A 19067-nucleotide genomic window follows, 5' to 3' on the forward strand; every position below is an offset into this window, starting at 1 on the left:
TTCAGCCCCTTCCGACGAACGGCATGGTGGTGGGCAGCACCACCAGGGACTGGATGGTGGTGCCCGGCGGCTGGGCGGCCATCAGCACCAGGGCCTCGGTGAAGCGATCCACCGGGATGGTCGCCTCGACCGCCGTCGTCCCGTCGGCCTGCGTCGCGGCCGGCTGCGGCCCGCCGTCGACGGGGGTGACGTTGCCGACGTCGATCTGCCCGCAGGAGATGCCGTACCGGCGGCCGTCCAGGGCGAGCACCTTGGTCATCCCGAGCACGGCGTGCTTGGCGGCCGTGTACGCGATGGAGTTGGGGCGGGGCACGTAGGCCGAGGGCGCGCCGTTGTTGATGATCCGCCCGCCCTGCGGGGTCTGGGTGCTCATCACCCGGAAGGCCTCGCGGGCGCAGAGGAAGCCGCCGGTGACGATGGTGTCGAGCACCCGGTTCCAGTCCTCGAACGGGGTCTCGGTGATCGGCCGGCGCGGGGCGGCGGCGCCCGCGTTGTTGAACAGCAGGTCCAGCCGGTCGTACCGGTCCCGGACGGTGTCGAAGAGCCGGGCGACCTCCTCGGGGCTGCGGATGTCGGTCGGGACGGCGAGTACCCGGGCGGCGGCCGGGCCGGCCAGGACGGCGGTCTCCTCCAGCGCGTCCTTGCGGCGCCCGGCGACGACGACGGTCCAGCCGGCCTCCAGCAGGGCCAGCGCCGAGGCCCGGCCGAGGCCGCTGCCCCCGCCGGTGACGACGGCCACCTGTCCGTGCGGTGCGGTCAACGCGCCCATTCCTCCCCCTCGTTCACCCAGATCCGGAGCATCCGCCGGGAGTACGGCCCTGGTTCGTCGATGAACGGCGAACGCCCGTGCAGCACCCGGCTGTTGCGGATGATCAGCAGGTCCCCGGCGGCCATCGGCAGCCCGAAGGCGATCTCCGGGCGGTACAGCACCTCGTCCAGCACGCCCAGCGCCTCCCATTGACGATCCGTCAGCTCGGGCCCGCCCCGGTCCGGGGAGGAGCGCACGGTGCGGGTCTGGTAGTAGCAGCCGACCGTCCCCTCCTTCCGGTGGTAGAGGATCGGGGTGATCACCACCTGCGGGCCCGCCCGGCCGGTCCGGTCGAAGGTCCAGTCCTCGCAGAGCGTGGCCAGGGCGTCCGGCCGCTCCCGCTCGATCAGGTCGTGGACGTGCCGCGCGCTCGCCAGTTTGGTCAGCCCGCCGCCGTCGAAGGCCGGCCGGAGGCAGAGCAGTACGAGCAGGTCGCAGGTGTCGCAGTGGAAGCCGAGTTCGGTGTTGCCGTCGCCGTCCTGGTCACGCAGCACCGAGGTGAGGTCGCCGCGCCCGTTCTGCGGGACGATCCGGCCGTAGTCCCGCAGCAGGAAGGCGAGCGCCTCGGTGATCGCCCCCTCCGGGTGCGCCGGGTCCACCAGGCCGCCGATGTGGGTGATGCCGACCGAGGCGACGGCGTCCCGGACGAAGTCCCGCAGCCGGGCGCGCACGGGCTCGGCCGCGCCCCACCGCCCGGCCCGCGCGTCGGCCCACAGCAGCCGCCGCTCCCGCTCGCCCAGCGGGAGCGACCAAAGCTCCCGGCGGGCCTCCAACTCCAGGCTGCTCCAGCCGATTTCCGTGGTGGCTTCCATGTGTCTCCCCTTCCTGCCGGTCCCGACCGGCCCTACCGGCTCCCGGCCGTGACGGCCTTGGTCCAGAGCTCCAGCGCCTCGTCGATCTGTTCGGCCGTGACCACCAGCGCCGGGATCATCCGGACCACGTTGAGGTGGATCCCGCAGAGGAGCAGCAGCAGGCCGTGTTCGGCCGCCGTCTGCTGGGCGTGCCGGGCGGCGTCCGGGTCGGGGGTGCCGTCCGGGTGGCAGAACTCGCTGGCGGCCATCAGCCCGAGGCCCCGGACGTCGGCGATCCCGGGCGCCTCGGCGGCGGCCGTCCGCAGCCCGTCCAGCAGCCGTACGCCCTGTTCGGCGGCGTTCTCCACCAGCCGCTCCTCGCGCAGCACGTCCAGGGTGGCCAGGGCGGCGGCGCAGGCCACCGGGTTCCCGCCGTAGGTGCCGCCCTGCGAGCCGGGCCAGGCCCGGCCCATGAGCTCGGCGGGCGCGGCGATCGCGGACAGCGGGAAGCCGCTGGCCAGGCCCTTGGCGGTGATCAGGACGTCCGGGCGGAAGCCGCCCGGACGCAGGGCGGAGTCCTCGTACTGGTGGGCCCAGAACCGGCCGGTGCGCCCGAAGCCGGACTGCACCTCGTCCACCACCAGCAGGATCCCGTGCCGGTCCGCGCGCTCGCGCAGCCCGGTGAGGAAGCCGGGCGGGGCGGGGACGTAGCCGCCCTCGCCGAGCACCGGTTCGACGAACATCGCCGCCGTCTCGGCCGGCGCGGAGACCGTGGCGAGCACCTCGTCCAGTCCGCGCAGCGCGTGCTCCACCGCTTCCGCCTCGGAGAGGCCGAGGCGGAAGGCCGCCGGGAAGGGCGCCACCGCGACCCCGGGCACCAACGGCCCGATGCCCGCCCGGAACCGGGTGCCGGCGGTGGTGAGCGAGGCCGCGCCCATGGTCCGGCCGTGGAAGGAGCCCTCGAAGACGATCACGTTCTGCCGCCCGGTGGCGTGCCGGGCCAGCCGCAGCGCCGCCTCCACCGCCTCGGTGCCCGCGGTGGCGTAGAACAGCGAGTCCAGCCCGGTCGGCAGAACCTCGCCCAACCGCTCGGTCAGGGTGAGCAGTTGGTCGTGCAGCACGGTGGTGTACTGGCCGTGGATCAGCCGGCCGGCCTGCTCGCGGACGGCCTCCACGACGCGCGGGTGGCAGTGGCCGGTGCTGGTCACCCCAACGCCGGAGGTGAAGTCGAGGTACCGGCGGCCCTCCGCGTCGTAGAGGTGGAGGCCCTCGCCGCGGACGGCGACGACCGGGGTGGCCTGCTTGAGCACCGGGGAGAGCTGGGACACGGAGCCTGCCTTCACGAGTGGGTCCTGTCTTCGGGGAAGCCCTCGGGGGAGGGCGCGGAGGTGGTGCGGGAGGGAGTGACGGGCGGCAGGTAGCCGGCCTCGGCGGCCCAGGCGAGCGCCGCCGACCACCACTGCGGGGTGGGGGCGGTGAAGCGCACGCCCAGCCGGTCGAGCACGGCGGTGGTGTACGCGCTGTCCACCCGGACGTTGCGCTCCTCCTGCTGCGCCCAGGCGGCGGCCACCCGGGCGGCCGCCGGGTGGCGGCGCTCGGCCTCGGCGATCGCGGCCGCGAAGGTCGCGTCGTCGGTCAGCCGCACCCGGTGCCCGTGTCCGGCGAGCCAGCCCACCAGCTCGTCGTGCGGCACCTCGTACGGCGACTCCACGTGGTAAGCGCCGGGCGCGGCGTACGGGTCGAGGGCGATCGCGGCGATCCCCGCGGCCACCGTGTCCACGTGCGAGAACGCGAAGGCGGTGTCCGGCCGGCTCGGGGCGGCCCCGGCCAGCAGGTAGCCGCGGATCAGCTGGTAGATCCGGTTGTCGCCGGCGTTGGCCTGGAACGCGCCGGTCCGGCTGTGCGCCGCGATGTGGCCGCTGCGGTGCAGGTAGGCGGCGTGCCCGGTGGCGGCCCAGGCCCGGACGGCTTGCTCCGCACGGTACTTGGTCCGCTCGTACGGGGTGCGGAAGTGCTGGCCGATGGACAGGTCCGCCTCGCTGAAGCGGCGCGGCGGGCCGTCCACCCCGCCCGCCACGGCGAGCGTGGAGACGTGGTGGACGCGGGCCGCCGGGGCGTGCTCCCCGACCCAGCCGAGCAGTCGGCGCACCGCCGTGTGGTTGGTGCGCTCCAGCTCGTCGGGCGAGGCCACCAGGCGGACGTCCGCCGCCGCGTGCACCACGATCCGCGCGTCCCGGGCCCGGTCCAGCCCGGCCGGGGAGAGGCCGAGGCCGTCCCGGTCGACGTCCCCGGCGACGGCGACGGCGCGGGCCGCGCCGGTGCCCAGCCGGCGCAGGGCCCCGGCGTCGTCGCCGGCCCGCACCAGGCAGGTGACCTCGGCGCCGCGCCGCAGGAAGGCGTCCAGCAGGTGCCGCCCGAGGTAGCCGGTGGCGCCGGTGAGGAGCACCCAGGCGGGTTCGCGCACCCTCGCCCGGGCGGTCGGCGGGGCGCCCGGGTGCAGCAGCTGGCCGGAGGTCGACAGCGGGACGCGGACGGGCCGGGTCGCCTGCTCCTCGGCCGCCGGCCCCGCCTGCTCCTCGGCCGCCGCCCCCGCCTGCTCCGCCACGACGGCGGCGAACGCGCCGGTGATCCGCTCGGCGGCGGGGTGCGACAGCCCGGGCCACCCGTACACCAGGTCGGCGACCAGCCGGTGCTCCACGATCCGTGCGGTGAGCCGCAGGTCGTACAGCGGGTCGCCCCCGGCGCAGCGGGCCACTCCGGCCTGCTCGGCGGCGACCGTCCAGTCCAGCGCGGGCTCCTCGGGCAGCCGGAAGGTGCCGAGGAAGTTGAACCCGACGGCGGGCCGCTCCCCGGGCGCGTCCATCGGGCGGACGGGCGTCTCGCGCAACCGCCGCGCCACCGCCTCCGGTCCCGTCCCGGCCGCCAGCTCGACGTGCTTGACGGCGGTGAACCAGCCGACGGTGTCCAGGAATTCGCCCGGATCGCCGCCGGTGTCCCGGCCGTGGGTCTCGACCTCCACCGCGAACCGGGGGCGGCCGCTCCACCCGGTGACGGCCCCGGCGAAGGCGGCGAGCAGCACGGCCTCCAGCCGGGCCCCGCCGCCGTACCGCCCGACCAGCCGGGCGGTGGCGTCGGCGTCCAGCGTCCAACTGAGCGCGGCGGGCTGCTCGGTGGGCTCCTCGGTGGGCTCGGCCGGGCAATCGGCGGCCGGCTCCACGACGCGCTCCGGCGCCCGCTCCGCGCTCTCCGCCCACGCGTAGAAGTCCGCCGTCGGCGGCAGGTCGGCCGGCTTCCGGTCGAGCACCGCCCGGTACGCGTGCGCCAGGTCGTCCAGCAGGATCCGCCAGGACAGCCCGTCGACCACCAGGTGGTGCCCGACCAGCGCGAGCCGGTCGTCGGTCCCGGGCGGGCCGGAGAACAGGTGGACGCGCAGCAGCCGGCCCGCCAGGGGGTCGAGGCTGCGGTGGAGTTCGGTGCAGACCCCGGCGACGGTGTCGGCGAGCGGGCCGCCCGCGCGGGGGATCCGGGAGAACGAGACCGGGTCGAGGCCGTCCACCGGCCGGACCTCGCCGCAGCCGTCCGGGGAGACCGGCCGGCGCAGTGCCGGATGGCGTTCCAGGACGGCCGCGACCGCCGCCGAGAGGGCGGTCGGGTCCACGGCCGTACGACAGCGCAGCAGCACGGACTGGTTCCAGTGCCGAACGTCCCGGACGGACCGCTGCCGGTACAGCCAGCGCTGCGCCGGGGCGAGCCGGCCGGCGTCGGCCGGGGAGCGCGGGGCCGGGACGGCCGGGGCGACCGGGACGGCGGTGGCCGCCAGGCCCGCCGCGGTCGGGTGCCGGTAGAAGTCCTCGTGGGCGACCCGCAGTCCGGAGCGCCGCAGGAAGGCGATGGTGCGCATGGCGAGGATGGAGTCCCCGCCGAGGCTCAGCACGTCCACCCGCGGCCCCACCTCGGGCAGTCCGAGCGCGCCGGCCCAGAACCGGGCGATCTCCCCGGCCGGGCCGGACGCCGGTGCGCCCGCCAACCGGGCCCGGGACTCGACCAGTTCGTCCACCAGCTCGCCCAGCCGCGGCCGGTCGAGCTTGCCGTTCGGCCCGACCGGGAAGTCCGGCAGCACCAGGATCGGCTGCGGCACCGAGTAGCCCGGCAGCCGGTCCCGCAGGTACGCGTCCAGGGCCGCCACGGCCGCCACTTCACCCGGGCCGGAAGAACCACCCGCACCGGAGGAGCCGCCCGACAGCCGTACCGCGCCCAGCAGTTGGGCGCCGACGGCGGTCTCCCGCAACAGCACCGCCGCGCCGGCGACGCCCGGGTACCCGTCCATGGCCCGCTCGACCTCGGCGAGGTCCACCCGGTAGCCGCGCACCTTCACCTGGCGGTCCACCCGGCCCAGGAAGACCAGGTTCCCGTCCGCCCGGCGACGGCACAAGTCACCGGTGCGGTACATCAGTTGACCGTCCCGCCGGACGAATCCGCGGGCCGTCTCCACCGGCCGCCCGTAGTACCCGGCGGTGACACCAAGGCCGCCGATGAGCAGTTCCCCCACCGTGCCGTCCGGCACCGCCCGCCCGGCACCGTCCACCACGGTGAGCAGCACCTCGCCGATCGCGGTGCCGATCGGTACGGTCGGCTCCTCGGCGGGCAGTCGGCGGGCGTCGGTGACCGGCAGGCAGGTGGCGCCGACGGTGGTCTCGGTCGGGCCGTAGTGGTTGACCAGCCGGGCGGTGGTGCCGCCGTCGAGCAGGGCGGCGGCGAGCGGGCGCGGCAGCGGCTCGCCGCCGAGCAGCACGGTGTGCAGCGGCGGGGAGTCGGCCGGGCGGCCCTCCAGCAGGGCGGTCAGGTGCGAGGGGGTGGTCTTCAGGACGTTCACCCGGGCCCGCCGCAGCGAGGCCCAGAAGGCCTCCGGGTCGCGCACCTCGCGGTCCGGGACGACGTGCACCGAACCGGCGGTGGCGAGGGCGAGCAGCCAGGCGGTGTGGCCGAGGTCCGCGGCCAGCGTGGTGACGTGCGCGGTGCGCGGCGCGTCGGCCTCGGTGAAGTCGAGCCGGCCGGCCAGTGCCCGGGCGTAGTGCAGGGCGTTGGCGTGGGTGACGGCGACGGCCTTGGGCTCGCCGCTCGACCCCGAGGTGAAGGAGAGGTACGCGAGGTCCTCCCCCAGCACCTCGGCCCGGGCTCCGGGCGACCCCGGCAGCTCCGGCAGGTCCGGGAGGGCTGGCAGCTCCGACAGCTCGGCCAGCTCGGCCAGCTCGGCCGGCTCCGCCCGCTCCGCCGCCTGCCGGTGCCGCGCCCGCTCCGGCGGTTCCAGCGGCTCCACCACCTCCCCGCCGAGCCCGCCCTCCGTCCCGAGCACCCGGCCCACCCGGACGGCCGCCAGCCGCCGGGCGAGGTCGGCCGCCGACCATTCCGGGTCGGCCAGCACCGCCGCGGCGCCCGAGCGCAGCACCCCGTGCAGCAGCACCAGCATCCGGGCGTCCCGGGGCCCGACCAGGGCGACCCGGTCACCCCGCCCGGTGCCGGTGGCGGCGAGCCGGGCGGCGATCCGGTCGGCCGCCGCGTCCAGCGTGCGGTAGTCGACGGTGCGGACGCCGTCGCCGAGCGCGGGCCGGTCCGGGTGGGCCCGGGCGAGGCGGGCGAGGAGCTCGGGCAGCGAGCGGGCCGCGCGGGCGGACGGGGTGGACGGGGTGGACGGGACGTGCCGCGTCGCGGAGGTCACGCCGCCTCGTCCCCCGTCCGGCCCGCCCGGGCCCGCCGGACGGGCCCGGCCGCCACCCCCGGGTCACCCGCCAGATACCCGTCCAGCACCGTCCTGAGGGGCAGTCTTCCGGCCAACTCCCAAGCCAGCATGCGGTGCAGGCCGTCGAGGTGGATCAGCCCGGCCCGCACCGACAGGTCCCCGTAGTCGGAGTGGTCGATCGGGGCGGTGCTGAGGAAGACCGGCAGGAACGGGGACCACCGCAGCAGCCGCAGCTTCGCCGCGCACACCGGGTTGGCGGCCGTCCAGGCGGCCCCGCCGGAGCGGACCCGCTCGGCCGCCTCGCCGACCGTCAGCCCGGAGCGCGGCACCAGTTCGAGCTCCCCGCCCTCGCTGAGGTGCCAGGGCAGCACGACCCGCAGGACGTCGGCCCGCGAGAGCCGGACCCGCCACCAGCCGCCCGGTATGCGGTCGGCGCGTTCGAGGTTCTCCTCGCCGTACATGTTGGTGTTCGCCTCGTGGTCCCGTTCCACCGGGTGGTCCCGCAGGTAGGCGTCGTGGACCTCGGCGTAGGCGACGGCGGTGACGATCTCCACGGCAGTGCTCCTCAGACGGTTCCGGTGTACTCGGTGAAGTGCCGTTCCGCGAACAGCTCGGGCCACTGGCCGTCGGCCAGGTCCAGTTCACGGGCGCGGGCGAGCATCTGCCGCCAGTACGGCTTCACCGGGCGCCAGCGGGCGCCCACCTGGCAGTAGGAGGCGTCGATGAAGTACCGCGCCCGGCCCGGCCCGTCGGGCGCCGGTCTGCGGGTGTGGAACAGCGCCGAGTTGAGCAGCACGGTCGAGCCGGGCGGCAGCCGGTCGAGGACCACCTCGCCGGGCAGTTCCGCGGTGCCGTGGTGGGCGAGCGCGGACTTGCCGACGGAGCTCAGGTGCGAGCCCGGCAGCACGGCCAGGCTGCCGACCTTCTCGTCCAGCCCGCCGAGGTAGTGCAGCGCGTGGACCATCAGCAGCGACGGGTCGGAGCGGTCGTTGGGCTCGCAGTCGTGGTGCCAGGCCTTGCCCGGTATCCCCGGGGACTGGCGGTCGCTGTGCAGGTGGTGGAAGACGAAGGACGGGCCGAGCAGCCGGGTCAGCGTGCGCATCAGCGGCGGGTGGGTGAGGAGGTCGCCGTGGGCGGGCAACTCCAGCTCCAGCAGCGGGGGCGGGCCGTTCCGGCCGGGGTCCGCGCAGGCCGCGATGGACCGGGCCCGCAGGCCCTCGTCCACCCACCGGTCCACCTCGGGGACGAGCCGTTCGCGCAGCGCCTCCGGCAGCAGGCCGGGCAGGACCAGGTAGCCGGACTCCAGGAACTGCCGGCGGTTCTCGGTGTCGAGGGCGTCACGCCCTCCGAAGGACAACGTCACCGAACCGATCCCCCTCCTTCCGTCGGGCGGGACGAACAACGGGACGAGCAACGGGACGAACGACGAGACGTGCAACGGGACATGGCACGGGCAAGGGGGCACACGGGATCATCCAGACCTCGGGTGGCGGCGGCGCGCCCGTCACGGTCGCCGCGGACGCCACGACTGAACCGCGACCACCACGAAGAGGCACGCGGCGATCACGCAAGGTAGTCCGTCCCAGGAGTATGAACCGGTCTTCGCGTCCACGACAAGACCAACGCCAACCCGTGGACACCTTCCCGCCACCGTGCCGTTCAGCTCCGGCCACCAGTCGATTCCTTTCCCACGGAGAACTCCGGGCCCCTCCCGCCCCGGTGATTCGCCGCCGGAACAGCGGATGCGGCAGAGTGTGGACATGAGCGCGGACATCCGGAGTCACGAATCGGCCGGTCGGACGGCCCCGTCCGCCCGGCGGCGCCCGGTCCAACAGCGCAGCCAGGAACGGTACGGCCGCATCCTGGACGCCTGCGCCTGCCTGCTGGACGAGGCCGGGGCGACCGCGCTCACCACCAAGGAGGTCGCCCAGCGCGCCCAGGTGCCGATCGGCACCCTCTACCAGTTCTTCGCCGGCAAGGAGGACCTGCTGGCCGCGCTCGCCGGCCGCAACCTCGACCGGTACCTCCAGCGCCTCGACGCCCGGCTGACCGCCGCCGCACCGGTCGACCCGGCCGCCTTCACCGACCTCGCGGTCGAGGAGTTCGTGGCGATGAAGCGCACGGTGCCCGGCTTCGGCCAGGTCGACTTCGGCCTGGCCGGCCCGGTCGTGCCCGCCGGGGTCCGGGACGACCGCCATCTGCTGGACGCCGGTGTCGACAACAACACCGCCGTCGCCCTGCGCCTGCAGGCCCTCGGCGGCGAGGTCTTCCGGGCCGCCGACCCGGCGGCCGTCACGCTCACCCTGCGGGTCGCCCTGGAGGCCGCCGACGCGGTGCTCAAACTGGCCTTCCGCGGGGACCCGAACGGCGATCCGACGCTGATCGCCGAGTGCAAGCGCCTGGTCCGCGGCTACCTGGCGTACCAGCCGCCCGCCGGCTGACGGCCAGGGCCGCGGATCCCCGGCCTTCCCCGCGTCCCGTCCGTCCGGTCCCCCGCGACGTCCCCGGGGTCCCCGGGGTCCCCGGGGTCCGCCCGCGTCCCGTCCGCCCGAGCCGTTGCGAGCCCGCCGCCCCCGCAGCACAGTGGATAGCGGAACGGCCGCGGAGGCGGCCACCACGACCGGAGGAGCAGACCATGCACGCAGCGGTAGGTGACCAGCTCCACATCCACAGCAGGTCGGTGGGCATGGTGGACCAGAAGGGCGAGATCATCGAGGTGCGCGGCGCCGACGGCCAGCCGCCGTACGTGGTCCGCTTCGAGGACGGCCACGAGGGGCTGATCTACCCCGGCCCCGACTGCAACATCGAACAGCGTCAGGCCGGGCGCTGACCGACGCCTCCGCCGCCCCGCGCCCCCGCGCGCGGCGGTGAGGCGCGGTGTCCGCTCCCACCACCCCCCTGCCCGGGGCACTCGCCGGGCTCGCGCCACTGCTGGACCACTACGGGTACCTGGCGGTGGCGCTGCTCGTGCTGCTGGACAACTGCGCGGTCCCCGTCCCCGGGCAGACCGTCCTGGTGCTCGCCTCGGTGTACGCCGGCACCGGGCACCTCTCCTTCCCCGCCCTACTGCTGATCGCGGTCTGCGCCGCCACGCTCGGCAACAGCCTCGGCTACCTGGTCGGCCGCACCGGCGGACGCGCCTTCGTCCACCGCTGGGGCCGCTACGTGCTGCTCACCCCCGCCCGGATGGAACGCGCGGACGGCTTCTTCGAACGGCACGGCGGCAAGGTCGTCGCGGTCGCCCGCTTCGTGGACGTGCTGCGCCAGACCAACGGCGTCATCGCCGGGACGACCGGCATGCCCTGGCGCAGGTTCCTGCCGTTCAACGTGCTCGGCGCGGTGCTGTGGACCGGCGTCTGGGGCACCTTCGGCTACCTGGCCGGCGCCAACATCGGCGGCGTGTACCGGACCGCGATCCGCTACCAGGTCTGGTTCGCGATCGGCCTCGGCGTGCTGGTCGCGGCCTTCCTGCTCCGGCAGGTGCTGCGCTACCGGCGCCGGCGCCGCGAGGACACCGGCACCGGGCCCGCCCCGGACGACGGGTCCAGCTCGGACGGACCCTAGCCCTAGCGCAGCGGGAACACCTCGAACGGCACCGCGAAGCGCGTCCCCAGCCGGGTGCCCGCACCCCGGCCGAAGCCCTCCAGGAACTCCCGGGCGTCCGCCATCGCCCCGCCGAGCCCGGCCAGGTACGCCTTGTGCTCCTCCAACGAGGCGACGCCCAGGTCGAAGGTCTCGGTGGTGTCCACCGCGTGCGCGGCCTCCGGCGAGGACGCCGCCCAGATCTGCCGGACGCCGTTCCACGGCTCGTGGCCCTCCGCCGTCAGCTCCCGGAACACCCACCGGTTGCCGGCGTCCCGGACCCCGTCGAGGGTGGCCCGGCCGACCGCGATGTGGTCCGCCTGGTTGAGGAACACCCCGCCGTAGGTCTCCCGGAAGTTGCTGGTGATCACGATGTCCGGACGGTGCCGGCGCACCACCCGGGCGATGTCCCGGCGCAGCGGCAGCCCGTACTCCACCACCCCGTCCGGGTAGCCGAGGAACTCGACGGTCTCCACCCCGACGACCCGCGCGGAGGCGATCTGCTCCGCCTCGCGCAGCGGCCCGCACTCGGCCGGGTCCAGCGAGTCGATGCCCGCCTCGCCGCTGGTGACCATCACGTAGACGACCTTCTTGCCCTGCGAGGTCCAGCGCGCCACGGCCGCGGCGCCGCCGTACTCCATGTCGTCGGGGTGCGCGACGATCGCCACCGCCGTCTGCCAGTCCTCGTCCACGTGCTCGAAGGGCGCGGGGGCCTGCTCGCTCATGCTGCTCTTCCCTCTCGGTGCGGCTCACGGTCGTACGGTCGTACGGTCCTACCGCCGGTGACTCTAGAAGACGCGCGCCCCACGCACCGTCAGACACCCTCCGGTCCGGCACTCTTGCCCCTGACGCAAGGGTCAGGGGTTAGCGTCCGGGCGTCCCGCGGCGGCACCGGCCGCCGCACCACCGCCCTTCCGCCAGGAGCGCCGCCATGGCCCTGCCCACCACCGCCCGTGTCGTCCGGCTGACCGCCGAGCCGGACGGGCTGCCCGCCCCCGAGGACTTCACCGTCACGGACGAGCCGCTGCCCGCACCCGGCCCCGGGGAGGTGCTCGTCCGCAACCGGGCCTTCCTGGTCTTCCCCGGCCTGCGCACCCTGATCGGCGGCGGAGGCGCCGACCTGCCCCTGCCGAACATCGCCCCCGGGGACGCGCTGTTCGGGCCCGCCCTCGGCGAGGTGCTGGCCGCGCCCGGGGACGGGCCGCTGCGCCCGGGCGACCTGGTGACCCACCCGCACGGCTGGCGGGACCACGCGCTCGCGGACGCCGCGCGGTTCACCCCCGTCGACCCGGACTTCCCGGACCCGCTCGCCCTGCTCTCCAGCTCGGCCGGCTACGGCGGGCTCACCCGCAGCGCCGGGGTGCGCCCGGGCGACGTCGTCCTGGTGACCGGCGCGGCGGGCGCGGTCGGCACCGTGGCCGGGCAGATCGCCCGGCTCCTCGGCGCCGCCCGGGTGATCGGCACCACCCGCTCGCCCGCCAAGGCCGAGCGGCTGACGGTCGAACTCGGCTACGACGCCGTCCTGGTCCCCGGGGAGCGGCCGTTCGCCGAGCAGCTGGCCGAGGCCGCCCCGGGCGGGGTCGACGCCGTGCTGGACCTGGTCGGCGGCGAGCAGCTGACCGCCGCCGTCGACGCGGCCCGCCGCGGCGCCCGGTTCGCCCTGGTCGGCGCGCTGGACGGCCAGCTCGCACCGGGCCGGCGGGGCGGCGACGCACCGGCCGTGATCGACGGCTTCCGGGTCGTCACCCTCGGCCTGACCCTGCGCGGCTTCAGCGGGCTCGACCACCCGGACCTGGACGCCGAATGGCGCGAGCGGCTCGCCGGCTGGCTCCGTGCCGGGCGGCTCACCGTCCCGCGGACGACGGTCGCGGGCATCGATCGGGCCCCCGAGGCGTTGACCCGACTGTTCACCGGGGACGTCTTCGGGACGACCGTCGTGGAGCTCTGACGACGAAGGGGCGGGCATGCGGATCGGCGACGCGGCGGCAGCGGCGGGCACCACACCCAGAGCACTGCGCTTCTACGAGCAGCGCGGCCTGCTCCACCCACCCGCCCGCACCGCCTCCGGCCAGCGCGAGTACGGCCCCGCCGAGGTCGCCCGGGTCCGGGTGATCCGCCGGCTCCTCGCCCTGGGCCTGACGGTGGACGACCTGGCCAGCCGCGCCCACCGCCTCGACCTCCTCGCCGAGGACCGCCCGTGGCGCTGCTCCGCCACCCCCGGGCTCGACACCTTCGCCCCCGTCGTCTCCGCCCGCCTCGCCACCCTCGACGCCGAGATCGCCCGCCTCACCGAGCTCCGCGGCAGACTCGCCCACCACGTCGCGACGGGCGGCGCGGACCTCCCGGCCGAGGCCTGAGGACTCACCGGGCGGCCGCCGTTGCCGCACTCCGCGAATAAGCTCGCCCGGCACGTCGCAACGAGCGGCGCGGACACCCCGGCCCACGCCTGCGGACCCACCGGACGGGCCGCCGCCCTCGCCCTCACCCGCGCAAAGAGCTCGCCCGGCACGTCGCGACGGGGGAGGCGCGAGGTGCCGGGCGAGGGCTTAGGGGGGAGGTGGATCAGGCGGCGTCGGGGGTGAGCAGGGGGTCCTCCGCGGGGGCTTCCCGGCGGGCGGGCCAGGTGATGCGGGTGGCGCAGAGGGAGACGAGGGCGGCGGAGGCGGCGACCGCGGCCATCCCCCAGAGGAGGCTGCTGGCGCCGGCGATGAAGCCGATCACGGCGGGGCCGGCGAGCAGGCCGGTGGTGCCCATCGCGGCGACCAGGGAGAGGGCGTCGGGGCCCTGACGGGCGGCGGCGACGTAGACGCAGGGGGTGACGGCGGCGACGCCGAGGCCGACGCAGGCGAAGCCGAGCAGGGTGGGGACCACGCCGCCGGCCGTCAGGGCGAGGGCGAGACCGAGACCGGCCAGCAGGCTGCCGGTGCGGACGAGGCGGCCGTCGCCGAAGCGGGTGCGCCAGCCGTCGGCGAAGATCCGGGCGCAGACCATCATCACCGAGACGACGGCGATGCCCATCGGGGCGAGGCCGGCGCCCGCGTGCACGACGTCCTTGAGGTAGAGCGCCGACCAGTCGTTCATGGCGCCCTCGGTGACGGTGCCGAAGACCATGGCCAGGCCCATCCAGAGCGTGGCGACGGTCGGCAGGGCGAAGCCGCGGCGGCCCTTCTTCGCCGCCTCGGCCCCGTTCACCGCTTCCTCCTCCGCCTCCTCCGCGGCGGGCTCCGGCGGCCCGTCCGCGAGCAGCCCCGGCCGGGCGGCGGCGACCAGCGCGGCGAGCAGGACGGCGGCGGTCCCGAAGTGCACGGCGAGGGTGCCGGTGAAGGCGTTGACGCCGGAGGCCAGCAGCGCGGCGAGCAGGGAGCCGGCGCTGAAGGTGGCGTGCAGCCTGGACATGGTGGTCCGCTCGAAGCGGGCTTCGAGCGCGGCGCCCTGCGCGTTCATCGCGACGTTCAGGCAGCCGACCGCGACACCGTCGAGGAACAGCACCAGCAGCGTGACCGGGTAGTTCGGCACCACGGACAGCGCGAGCAGGATCACGCCGAGGGCCAGCGCGGACAGCACGGACAGCAGGCGGGAGCCGAACCGCCGCATCAGTACCGCCACCAGCGGGAAGGACACCGCCGCGCCGATGCCGCAGGTCATCAGCAGCAGGCCGATCTGGGCCTCGCCCAGGTCGAGCCGGGCCTTGAGCGCCGGCACCCGGGAGACCCAGGTGGCGTACTGGAATCCGAGGACGAAGAACAGTGCGCCGATGGCGAGTTGGGAGCGGCGGAAGTCGTCGCGTACGGGGGACATGCGGATCAGCCCACTTCGGCTCTGGGCCGGGGCCCGGGGGTCGGTTCGGTGGAGTGCGGCAGCGGCCGGGCCGGGACGGGGTCCAGCGGCATCGCCATGTAGACCGCGCGGGAGCCGTAGCTCGCGGGCAGTTCGATCTCGGGCCGGGCGCGGTAGCCCAGCGGGGTCCACAGCACGTGCGAGCCGCGCACGGCGACCAGGGAGATGCTGAGGTAGCCGGCCGTCCGGGCGGTCTCCTCCAGGTGGCGCAGCATCCGGTGGGAGAGGCCGCGGCCGCGCAGGTCCTCGGCGATGACCAGGTCGTGGGCGTGCATGTTGGTCGGGGGCGCGGCCACGCCGTCCCCGGCACCGCTCTGACTGTCCTCGCTGTGGCTCAGGTCCGGGCAGCGGAACGGCGGGTACGGCAGGGCGAGCAGGTAGCCGCCGAGGCGCCCGGCGTGGTCGAGCACGAAGCAGGTGGCGGGCGAGGCGCGGTGCCGGGACCGCAGCGCCTCGCGCCCTTCGGACAGGCCGCTGGCGGCGTAGGCGCGCTCCTCCAGCGCGACCACCTCGTCCCAGTCGTCCTCCCGGAGCAGCCGGATCCGGGTGTCGGTCATGCGGTGCCTCCTTCGGGGCCGGGGCCGCCGCGCCCGCCGCTCCCGCCGATGCAGGTGTACGGCAGCGGCTCGAAGCCGTTGAACCCGCGGGTCGCGTAGGCGGCGGCGTACGCTCCGCAGGAGTGGACCCAGACCGGGTCGCCGGAGCCGACCGCCAGCGGGACGCGGACCAGGCCGCCCTCCTGGGCGTAGGCGTCGTCGCTGTCGCAGGTCGGGCCGGCCACGACGGCGTTGACGAACTGGCCGCCGGGGTGGGTGGGGAACTCCAGCCGGTACTGCAACTGGTCCATCTCGTACAGGCCGTTGAACTTGCCGCAGCTGAGGTAGAGCCAGTCCTCCGGGGTGCCGTCGAGGCGGCGGCGGGAGGTGAGCCGGGCGACGTGCGCGCGGATCGCGCCGTGGTCGGCGACCAGGTGGCGTCCGGGTTCCACCAGGAACTCCAGCGGGCCGGCGTTGACCTCGCGCAGCCGGTCCATGCCCTCGCGGATCACCGCGAACATCTTGTCCAGCGGCGGGTCGAGGGGCCGGCCGCGCCGGTCGAGGACGCCGAGGGCGGGCAGTCCGCCGCCGAGGTTGATCCGTTCGGGGGTGATGCCGCGCCAGTTGAGCGCTTCCAGGACGGCGGCCAGCGAGTCCACGGCGGCGCCCCAGGCCTCGGCGGTCATCTGCTGCGAGCCGACGTGCACCGACAGGCCGGAGGGGACGAGCCCGGCGGTGCGGGCCTCGCCGAGCACCCGCAGGGCGTCCTCGGGCGAGCAGCCGAACTTGTGGCTCAGGCCCCACAGGGCGCCCTCACCGGTGGTCGCGATCCGGCAGAACACCCGTGAGCCGGGGGCGTGTTCGGCGATCGCGGCGACGTCCTCCAGGCTGTCGGTGGCGAAGTCGCGCACGCCCATCCGGTAGGCCTCGGCGATGTTGCGGTCGGACTTGACGGTGTTGCCGTAGTGGACCAGCTCGGGGGCGACGCCGGTGCGCAGCGCCTGGGCGATCTCCTGCGGGCTGGCCGCGTCGAAGCCGGCGCCGAGTGCGGCGAGGTGGTCCAGGACCTCGTCCACCGGGCAGGCCTTCATGGCGAACCGGACGGCGACGCCGGGCAGTTCGTGGACCAGGTCGGTGTACTGGCGGCCGATGCCGTCGAGGTCGTAGACGATCCGGTCGTCGGTGGCGGCGGCGAGCGCGGCGCGCAGCGCGGCGCGGTCGTGCTGGTCGGGTCGGGGTGCGCCGGTGTGGACGGCCGTCTCGGTCGGGGCGCGGTGGTGGGGCGCCTGGCTGGGCGCCTGGTGTGCGGTCTGGCGTGTCACGTGGGGTTACCGGTCTTCCGGCTAGCGCGGATCGACGCGGACCGGGCCGGCGGCAGCCGGTCGGCGGGGGTGGTCCTGCTCGCCCGCACCAGCGGGCCCCAGGCGTCGATCAGCAGGGCGAAGTCCTCGATGTCCGACTGCGCCCGGTCGAGCAGTCGGGCCCTCCGGGGCGCCAGGTGGTCGGCGAACTCGGCGTACTTTCCGCCCAGGCGCCGGTAGCAGCGGTCGAGTTCGGCGAGTCGCCGGTGGTTCTCCGCGCGGTCCGTCGCGGCGCTGCGGCGGGCGGAGTCGGCGATCGGCTCGGGTCGTACGTGGTGGTGCTCGTCCAGCAGGCTGTCGCCGGCGGCCTCCAGGTCGGCGTAGACCGGGTGGAGGTAGAGCATGGAGAGCAGGAACTTGGCGTAGCGCAGCTGGTAGGCGGTGAAGCCGGGGCCGGTGCGCCGTTCCGGGGTGTAGTAGTTGACGATGTGCCGGTTGTGGGTGACGCCGGGCAGGCCGGCGTCGTGGACGAGGTGGTGGAGGAAGTAGTCGCTGCCGATGGTGTCGGTGGCGGGTGGCAGCGGGACGCGTTCGTACACCTCGTGGTCGAGACCGATGTTGCACATGTCGATGTGCCAGATGTCGGGCCGGCCGAGGACGGCGCGGTCGGCGGTGAACGGCTCGGTGCCGCCGCCGATGAAGGACTCGGCGACGAGTTCGCGCTTCTCCTGCTCGCTCGCGCCGGTGGGGGCCCAGAGCGCGACCACGTCGTGGTAGACCTCGGGGTCGCGTTCGAGGATCTCGCCGAGGTCGACGGAGAGTTCGCCGACGAAGGAGGCGCCGGCCAGGGCGACCGGCCGGTCCGCGTGCGCCGGGTCGAGGGTGTTCTCGGTGACGGCGGCGGCCGCGTCGGCGGCCTTCAGTCCGAGGGTGGCGAGTTCGTGCTCGATGGGGAACACCGGTGCGCCGTGGTGCCATTGGTAGCGGCTATCGGAGTCTCGGCGGTGCACCGAGGTGCAGCCGAGTGCGGCGGCGAGCAGGAACGCCCGGTTGGTGCAGGCGCCGTAGGAGACGGTGTCGGGCAGCATCAGGTCGAGCAGCCGCTCGGGGCCGGGGAGGCCGGAGCGGTCGATCACCTCGCGCAGGAAGGCGCGTTGGGCGGACTCGTCCAGGTGGTGGACGACCAGACCGTCGACGGCGGGCAGGGCGGCGGCGGCCGCGGCGTGCCGGGCGCGGCTCGCGGGGTCGGCGGAGTCCAGCACCAGCAGGTGCACCCGGACGCCGAACCGCCGTACGGCGTGGGCGGCTTCGGCGCCGACCGCGGTGACGGTGTCGGCGCACTCGCGGTTGGTGGGCAGGGTCAGGCAGATGTCACGCATGCCCGCTCCCCCGTCGCGTCCCGCGGTTCGAGGCTTCTGCCGGTCCAGGACCGCAGGCCGAGCAGCTTCTCTCCCAGTTCGGTGAGTTCGGCCGTCCCGTAGCGCTGCGCCTCGGGCCGGTCGGCGTCGCCGACCAGGGTGCGGTTCCAGTCCGGGGTGGCGAGCGTGCGCCAGGATTCCACCCGGGACCGGCGAAGCCCCTCGGCTTCCTCCAGGGCGGGCATCATCGACAGGTACTGCACCGCGCGGACGCCGTGCTCGGAGGTGTTGGGTGCGACGCCGTGGGCGAGCAGGCCGTTCCAGATCAGCAGGTCGCCGGCCTTCAACTCGGGCCGGACGACGGGGAACTCGTCCCGGTCGACGTCGGGGCGGATCGGGTCGCGGTCGGCCGGCTGGGCGGCCTGCCACTGGTTGAAGCGGCGGAACAGCTCGGGGTCGCACTGGAAGCCGCCGTGGTCGGGGGCGGTGTCGTTGAGCGCGATGAGGCCCTGGACGCGTTGCGGCAGCATGCCCCGGGTGGTGTCGACGTCCCAGTGCAGTTCGATGTCGAAGCCGCGGTCGGTGGGTTCGATCAGCGCGCGGTCGCGGTTGCGGACGTTGGGCGGGTTGAGGTTGAGCCGGTCGAGGGTGACCCAGAGCTCCTCGCAGTCCCAAACGTCCACGAAGGCGTCGTAGACGCGCTGCGACTGGCGGCTGTCCCACAGGAGTTGGTGGTGGTAGGCCTCGACGAAGCCGTAGATGTGCAGGTGCCGGTCGAGTTCGTCGCGGTACTCGCGCTCGCGGTACCAGTCCTCGGGGCGGTCGGGCGACAGGCCTTGGAAGTCCCAGGTGAAGTCGAGCAGGCGCCGGGCGGCCTCGGCCGGGATCGCCTGCTCGACCACGACGTAGCCGTAGGTCTGCCAGAACGCGTGGTCCTCCTCGGAGAGCACGCGCAGCGGGTGCTTCTTGCGGATCTCGCGCAGCGCGGTGCGGGCCAGGTAGCTCTCGGTGTCCGCGCTGAAGTAGGGGCGCTCCGAGGCGGCTCGGAACAGATGCTCCTCGGCCTGTCCGTCTGGGCTCGGCATGGGCAGTCACTCCACGGTTCGTAGTCGACGCA

Annotated in this window: 17 protein-coding genes; 5 read left to right on the forward strand and 12 right to left on the reverse strand. The window is 75.1% G+C overall.

Features of this window, described 5'->3' with window-relative positions:
- Nucleotide 1: 1 nt before the first annotated feature.
- Genes ACYP53_RS34535 through ACYP53_RS34560 form a run of 6 tightly spaced genes read right to left on the reverse strand, consistent with a single transcriptional unit; the run spans nucleotide 2 to nucleotide 8699 of the window.
- On the reverse strand, nucleotides 2-769 hold the full coding sequence (locus tag ACYP53_RS34535) for an SDR family oxidoreductase (protein ID WP_189917760.1): 768 nt from the start codon (nucleotides 767-769) through the stop codon (nucleotides 2-4).
- A complete protein-coding gene (locus tag ACYP53_RS34540; protein ID WP_189917758.1) occupies nucleotides 757-1620 on the reverse strand; it encodes a TauD/TfdA family dioxygenase in 864 nt (287 codons plus the stop codon). Before ACYP53_RS34540 ends, ACYP53_RS34535 begins: the two co-directional genes overlap by 13 nt.
- Nucleotides 1621-1652: 32 nt before the next feature.
- Nucleotides 1653-2927 (reverse strand): aspartate aminotransferase family protein, encoded by a 1275-nt coding sequence (locus tag ACYP53_RS34545; protein WP_189917747.1) that lies wholly within the window; start codon nucleotides 2925-2927, stop codon nucleotides 1653-1655.
- Nucleotides 2928-2938: 11 nt separating this feature from the next.
- Entirely contained in the window at nucleotides 2939-7315 is a 4377-nt protein-coding gene (locus ACYP53_RS34550; protein WP_459650375.1) for an AMP-binding protein, read from the reverse strand.
- Nucleotides 7312-7890 carry a DUF6309 family protein gene (locus ACYP53_RS34555; protein WP_189917743.1) on the reverse strand — a complete coding sequence of 193 codons (579 nt, stop codon included), beginning with the start codon at nucleotides 7888-7890 and terminating at the stop codon, nucleotides 7312-7314. The genes ACYP53_RS34550 and ACYP53_RS34555 overlap by 4 nt, the downstream gene beginning before the upstream one ends.
- Nucleotides 7891-7901: 11 nt before the next feature.
- Nucleotides 7902-8699 (reverse strand): phytanoyl-CoA dioxygenase family protein, encoded by a 798-nt coding sequence (locus ACYP53_RS34560; RefSeq protein ID WP_459650376.1) that lies wholly within the window; start codon nucleotides 8697-8699, stop codon nucleotides 7902-7904.
- A gap of 397 nt (nucleotides 8700-9096) precedes the next feature.
- On the opposite strand from ACYP53_RS34560, the gene ACYP53_RS34565 reads away from it, so the two are divergent.
- The 3 genes from ACYP53_RS34565 to ACYP53_RS34575 all read left to right on the forward strand — a co-directional run bounded on the left by ACYP53_RS34565 (nucleotide 9097) and on the right by ACYP53_RS34575 (nucleotide 10900).
- Nucleotides 9097-9777 carry a TetR/AcrR family transcriptional regulator gene (locus ACYP53_RS34565; protein ID WP_189917741.1) on the forward strand — a complete coding sequence of 227 codons (681 nt, stop codon included), beginning with the start codon at nucleotides 9097-9099 and terminating at the stop codon, nucleotides 9775-9777.
- 194 nt (nucleotides 9778-9971) lie between these two features.
- On the forward strand, nucleotides 9972-10166 hold the full coding sequence (locus ACYP53_RS34570; protein ID WP_189917738.1) for a DUF1918 domain-containing protein: 195 nt from the start codon (nucleotides 9972-9974) through the stop codon (nucleotides 10164-10166).
- Between the two features lie 47 nt (nucleotides 10167-10213).
- Nucleotides 10214-10900, forward strand: a complete 687-nt coding sequence (locus tag ACYP53_RS34575; protein ID WP_459650377.1) for a DedA family protein — start codon at nucleotides 10214-10216, stop codon at nucleotides 10898-10900.
- 2 nt (nucleotides 10901-10902) lie between these two features.
- On the opposite strand, the gene ACYP53_RS34580 is transcribed toward ACYP53_RS34575, so the two are convergent.
- Nucleotides 10903-11643, reverse strand: a complete 741-nt coding sequence (locus tag ACYP53_RS34580) for a PIG-L deacetylase family protein (protein ID WP_189917727.1) — start codon at nucleotides 11641-11643, stop codon at nucleotides 10903-10905.
- 206 nt (nucleotides 11644-11849) lie between these two features.
- Between ACYP53_RS34580 and ACYP53_RS34585 the strand changes: the two genes are divergently transcribed.
- Complete coding sequence (locus ACYP53_RS34585) at nucleotides 11850-12866, forward strand: MDR family NADP-dependent oxidoreductase (protein WP_459650378.1); 1017 nt, start codon at nucleotides 11850-11852, stop codon at nucleotides 12864-12866.
- 16 nt (nucleotides 12867-12882) lie between these two features.
- Nucleotides 12883-13275, forward strand: a complete 393-nt coding sequence (locus ACYP53_RS34590; protein ID WP_459650379.1) for a MerR family transcriptional regulator — start codon at nucleotides 12883-12885, stop codon at nucleotides 13273-13275.
- 205 nt (nucleotides 13276-13480) lie between these two features.
- Here the strand turns inward: ACYP53_RS34590 and ACYP53_RS34595 are convergent, their stop codons facing one another.
- The 5 genes from ACYP53_RS34595 to ACYP53_RS34615 form a co-directional block, all read right to left on the reverse strand.
- Nucleotides 13481-14716, reverse strand: coding sequence for an MFS transporter (locus ACYP53_RS34595; RefSeq protein ID WP_459650380.1), 1236 nt, complete (start codon nucleotides 14714-14716; stop codon nucleotides 13481-13483).
- 5 nt (nucleotides 14717-14721) lie between these two features.
- Nucleotides 14722-15312 (reverse strand): GNAT family N-acetyltransferase, encoded by a 591-nt coding sequence (locus tag ACYP53_RS34600; RefSeq protein WP_459650381.1) that lies wholly within the window; start codon nucleotides 15310-15312, stop codon nucleotides 14722-14724.
- A complete protein-coding gene (locus tag ACYP53_RS34605) occupies nucleotides 15309-16499 on the reverse strand; it encodes a type III PLP-dependent enzyme (RefSeq protein WP_459650949.1) in 1191 nt (396 codons plus the stop codon). The genes ACYP53_RS34600 and ACYP53_RS34605 overlap by 4 nt, the downstream gene beginning before the upstream one ends.
- A gap of 110 nt (nucleotides 16500-16609) precedes the next feature.
- The gene (locus ACYP53_RS34610) at nucleotides 16610-17971 is read right to left on the reverse strand and encodes a DUF6271 family protein (RefSeq protein ID WP_459650382.1); all 1362 of its coding nucleotides are present in this window, start codon (nucleotides 17969-17971) and stop codon (nucleotides 16610-16612) included.
- A complete protein-coding gene (locus tag ACYP53_RS34615; RefSeq protein ID WP_459650383.1) occupies nucleotides 17953-19035 on the reverse strand; it encodes a phytanoyl-CoA dioxygenase family protein in 1083 nt (360 codons plus the stop codon). Before ACYP53_RS34615 ends, ACYP53_RS34610 begins: the two co-directional genes overlap by 19 nt.
- Nucleotides 19036-19067 lie beyond the last annotated feature (32 nt).

Source organism: Kitasatospora sp. Ki12 (genome assembly GCF_054601375.1).

Bases quoted from the DNA above. Each gene is read 5' to 3' on its own strand.
- ACYP53_RS34535 (WP_189917760.1), bottom strand. From the start codon at position 769: ATGGGCGCGTTGACCGCACCGCACGGACAGGTGGCCGTCGTCACCGGC.
- ACYP53_RS34540 (WP_189917758.1), bottom strand. From the start codon at position 1,620: ATGGAAGCCACCACGGAAATCGGCTGGAGCAGCCTGGAGTTGGAGGCC.
- ACYP53_RS34565 (WP_189917741.1), top strand. From the start codon at position 9,097: ATGAGCGCGGACATCCGGAGTCACGAATCGGCCGGTCGGACGGCCCCG.
- ACYP53_RS34570 (WP_189917738.1), top strand. From the start codon at position 9,972: ATGCACGCAGCGGTAGGTGACCAGCTCCACATCCACAGCAGGTCGGTG.
- ACYP53_RS34580 (WP_189917727.1), bottom strand. From the start codon at position 11,643: ATGAGCGAGCAGGCCCCCGCGCCCTTCGAGCACGTGGACGAGGACTGG.
- ACYP53_RS34585 (WP_459650378.1), top strand. From the start codon at position 11,850: ATGGCCCTGCCCACCACCGCCCGTGTCGTCCGGCTGACCGCCGAGCCG.
- ACYP53_RS34590 (WP_459650379.1), top strand. From the start codon at position 12,883: ATGCGGATCGGCGACGCGGCGGCAGCGGCGGGCACCACACCCAGAGCA.
- ACYP53_RS34595 (WP_459650380.1), bottom strand. From the start codon at position 14,716: ATGTCCCCCGTACGCGACGACTTCCGCCGCTCCCAACTCGCCATCGGC.
- ACYP53_RS34600 (WP_459650381.1), bottom strand. From the start codon at position 15,312: ATGACCGACACCCGGATCCGGCTGCTCCGGGAGGACGACTGGGACGAG.
- ACYP53_RS34610 (WP_459650382.1), bottom strand. From the start codon at position 17,971: ATGCGTGACATCTGCCTGACCCTGCCCACCAACCGCGAGTGCGCCGAC.
- ACYP53_RS34615 (WP_459650383.1), bottom strand. From the start codon at position 19,035: ATGCCGAGCCCAGACGGACAGGCCGAGGAGCATCTGTTCCGAGCCGCC.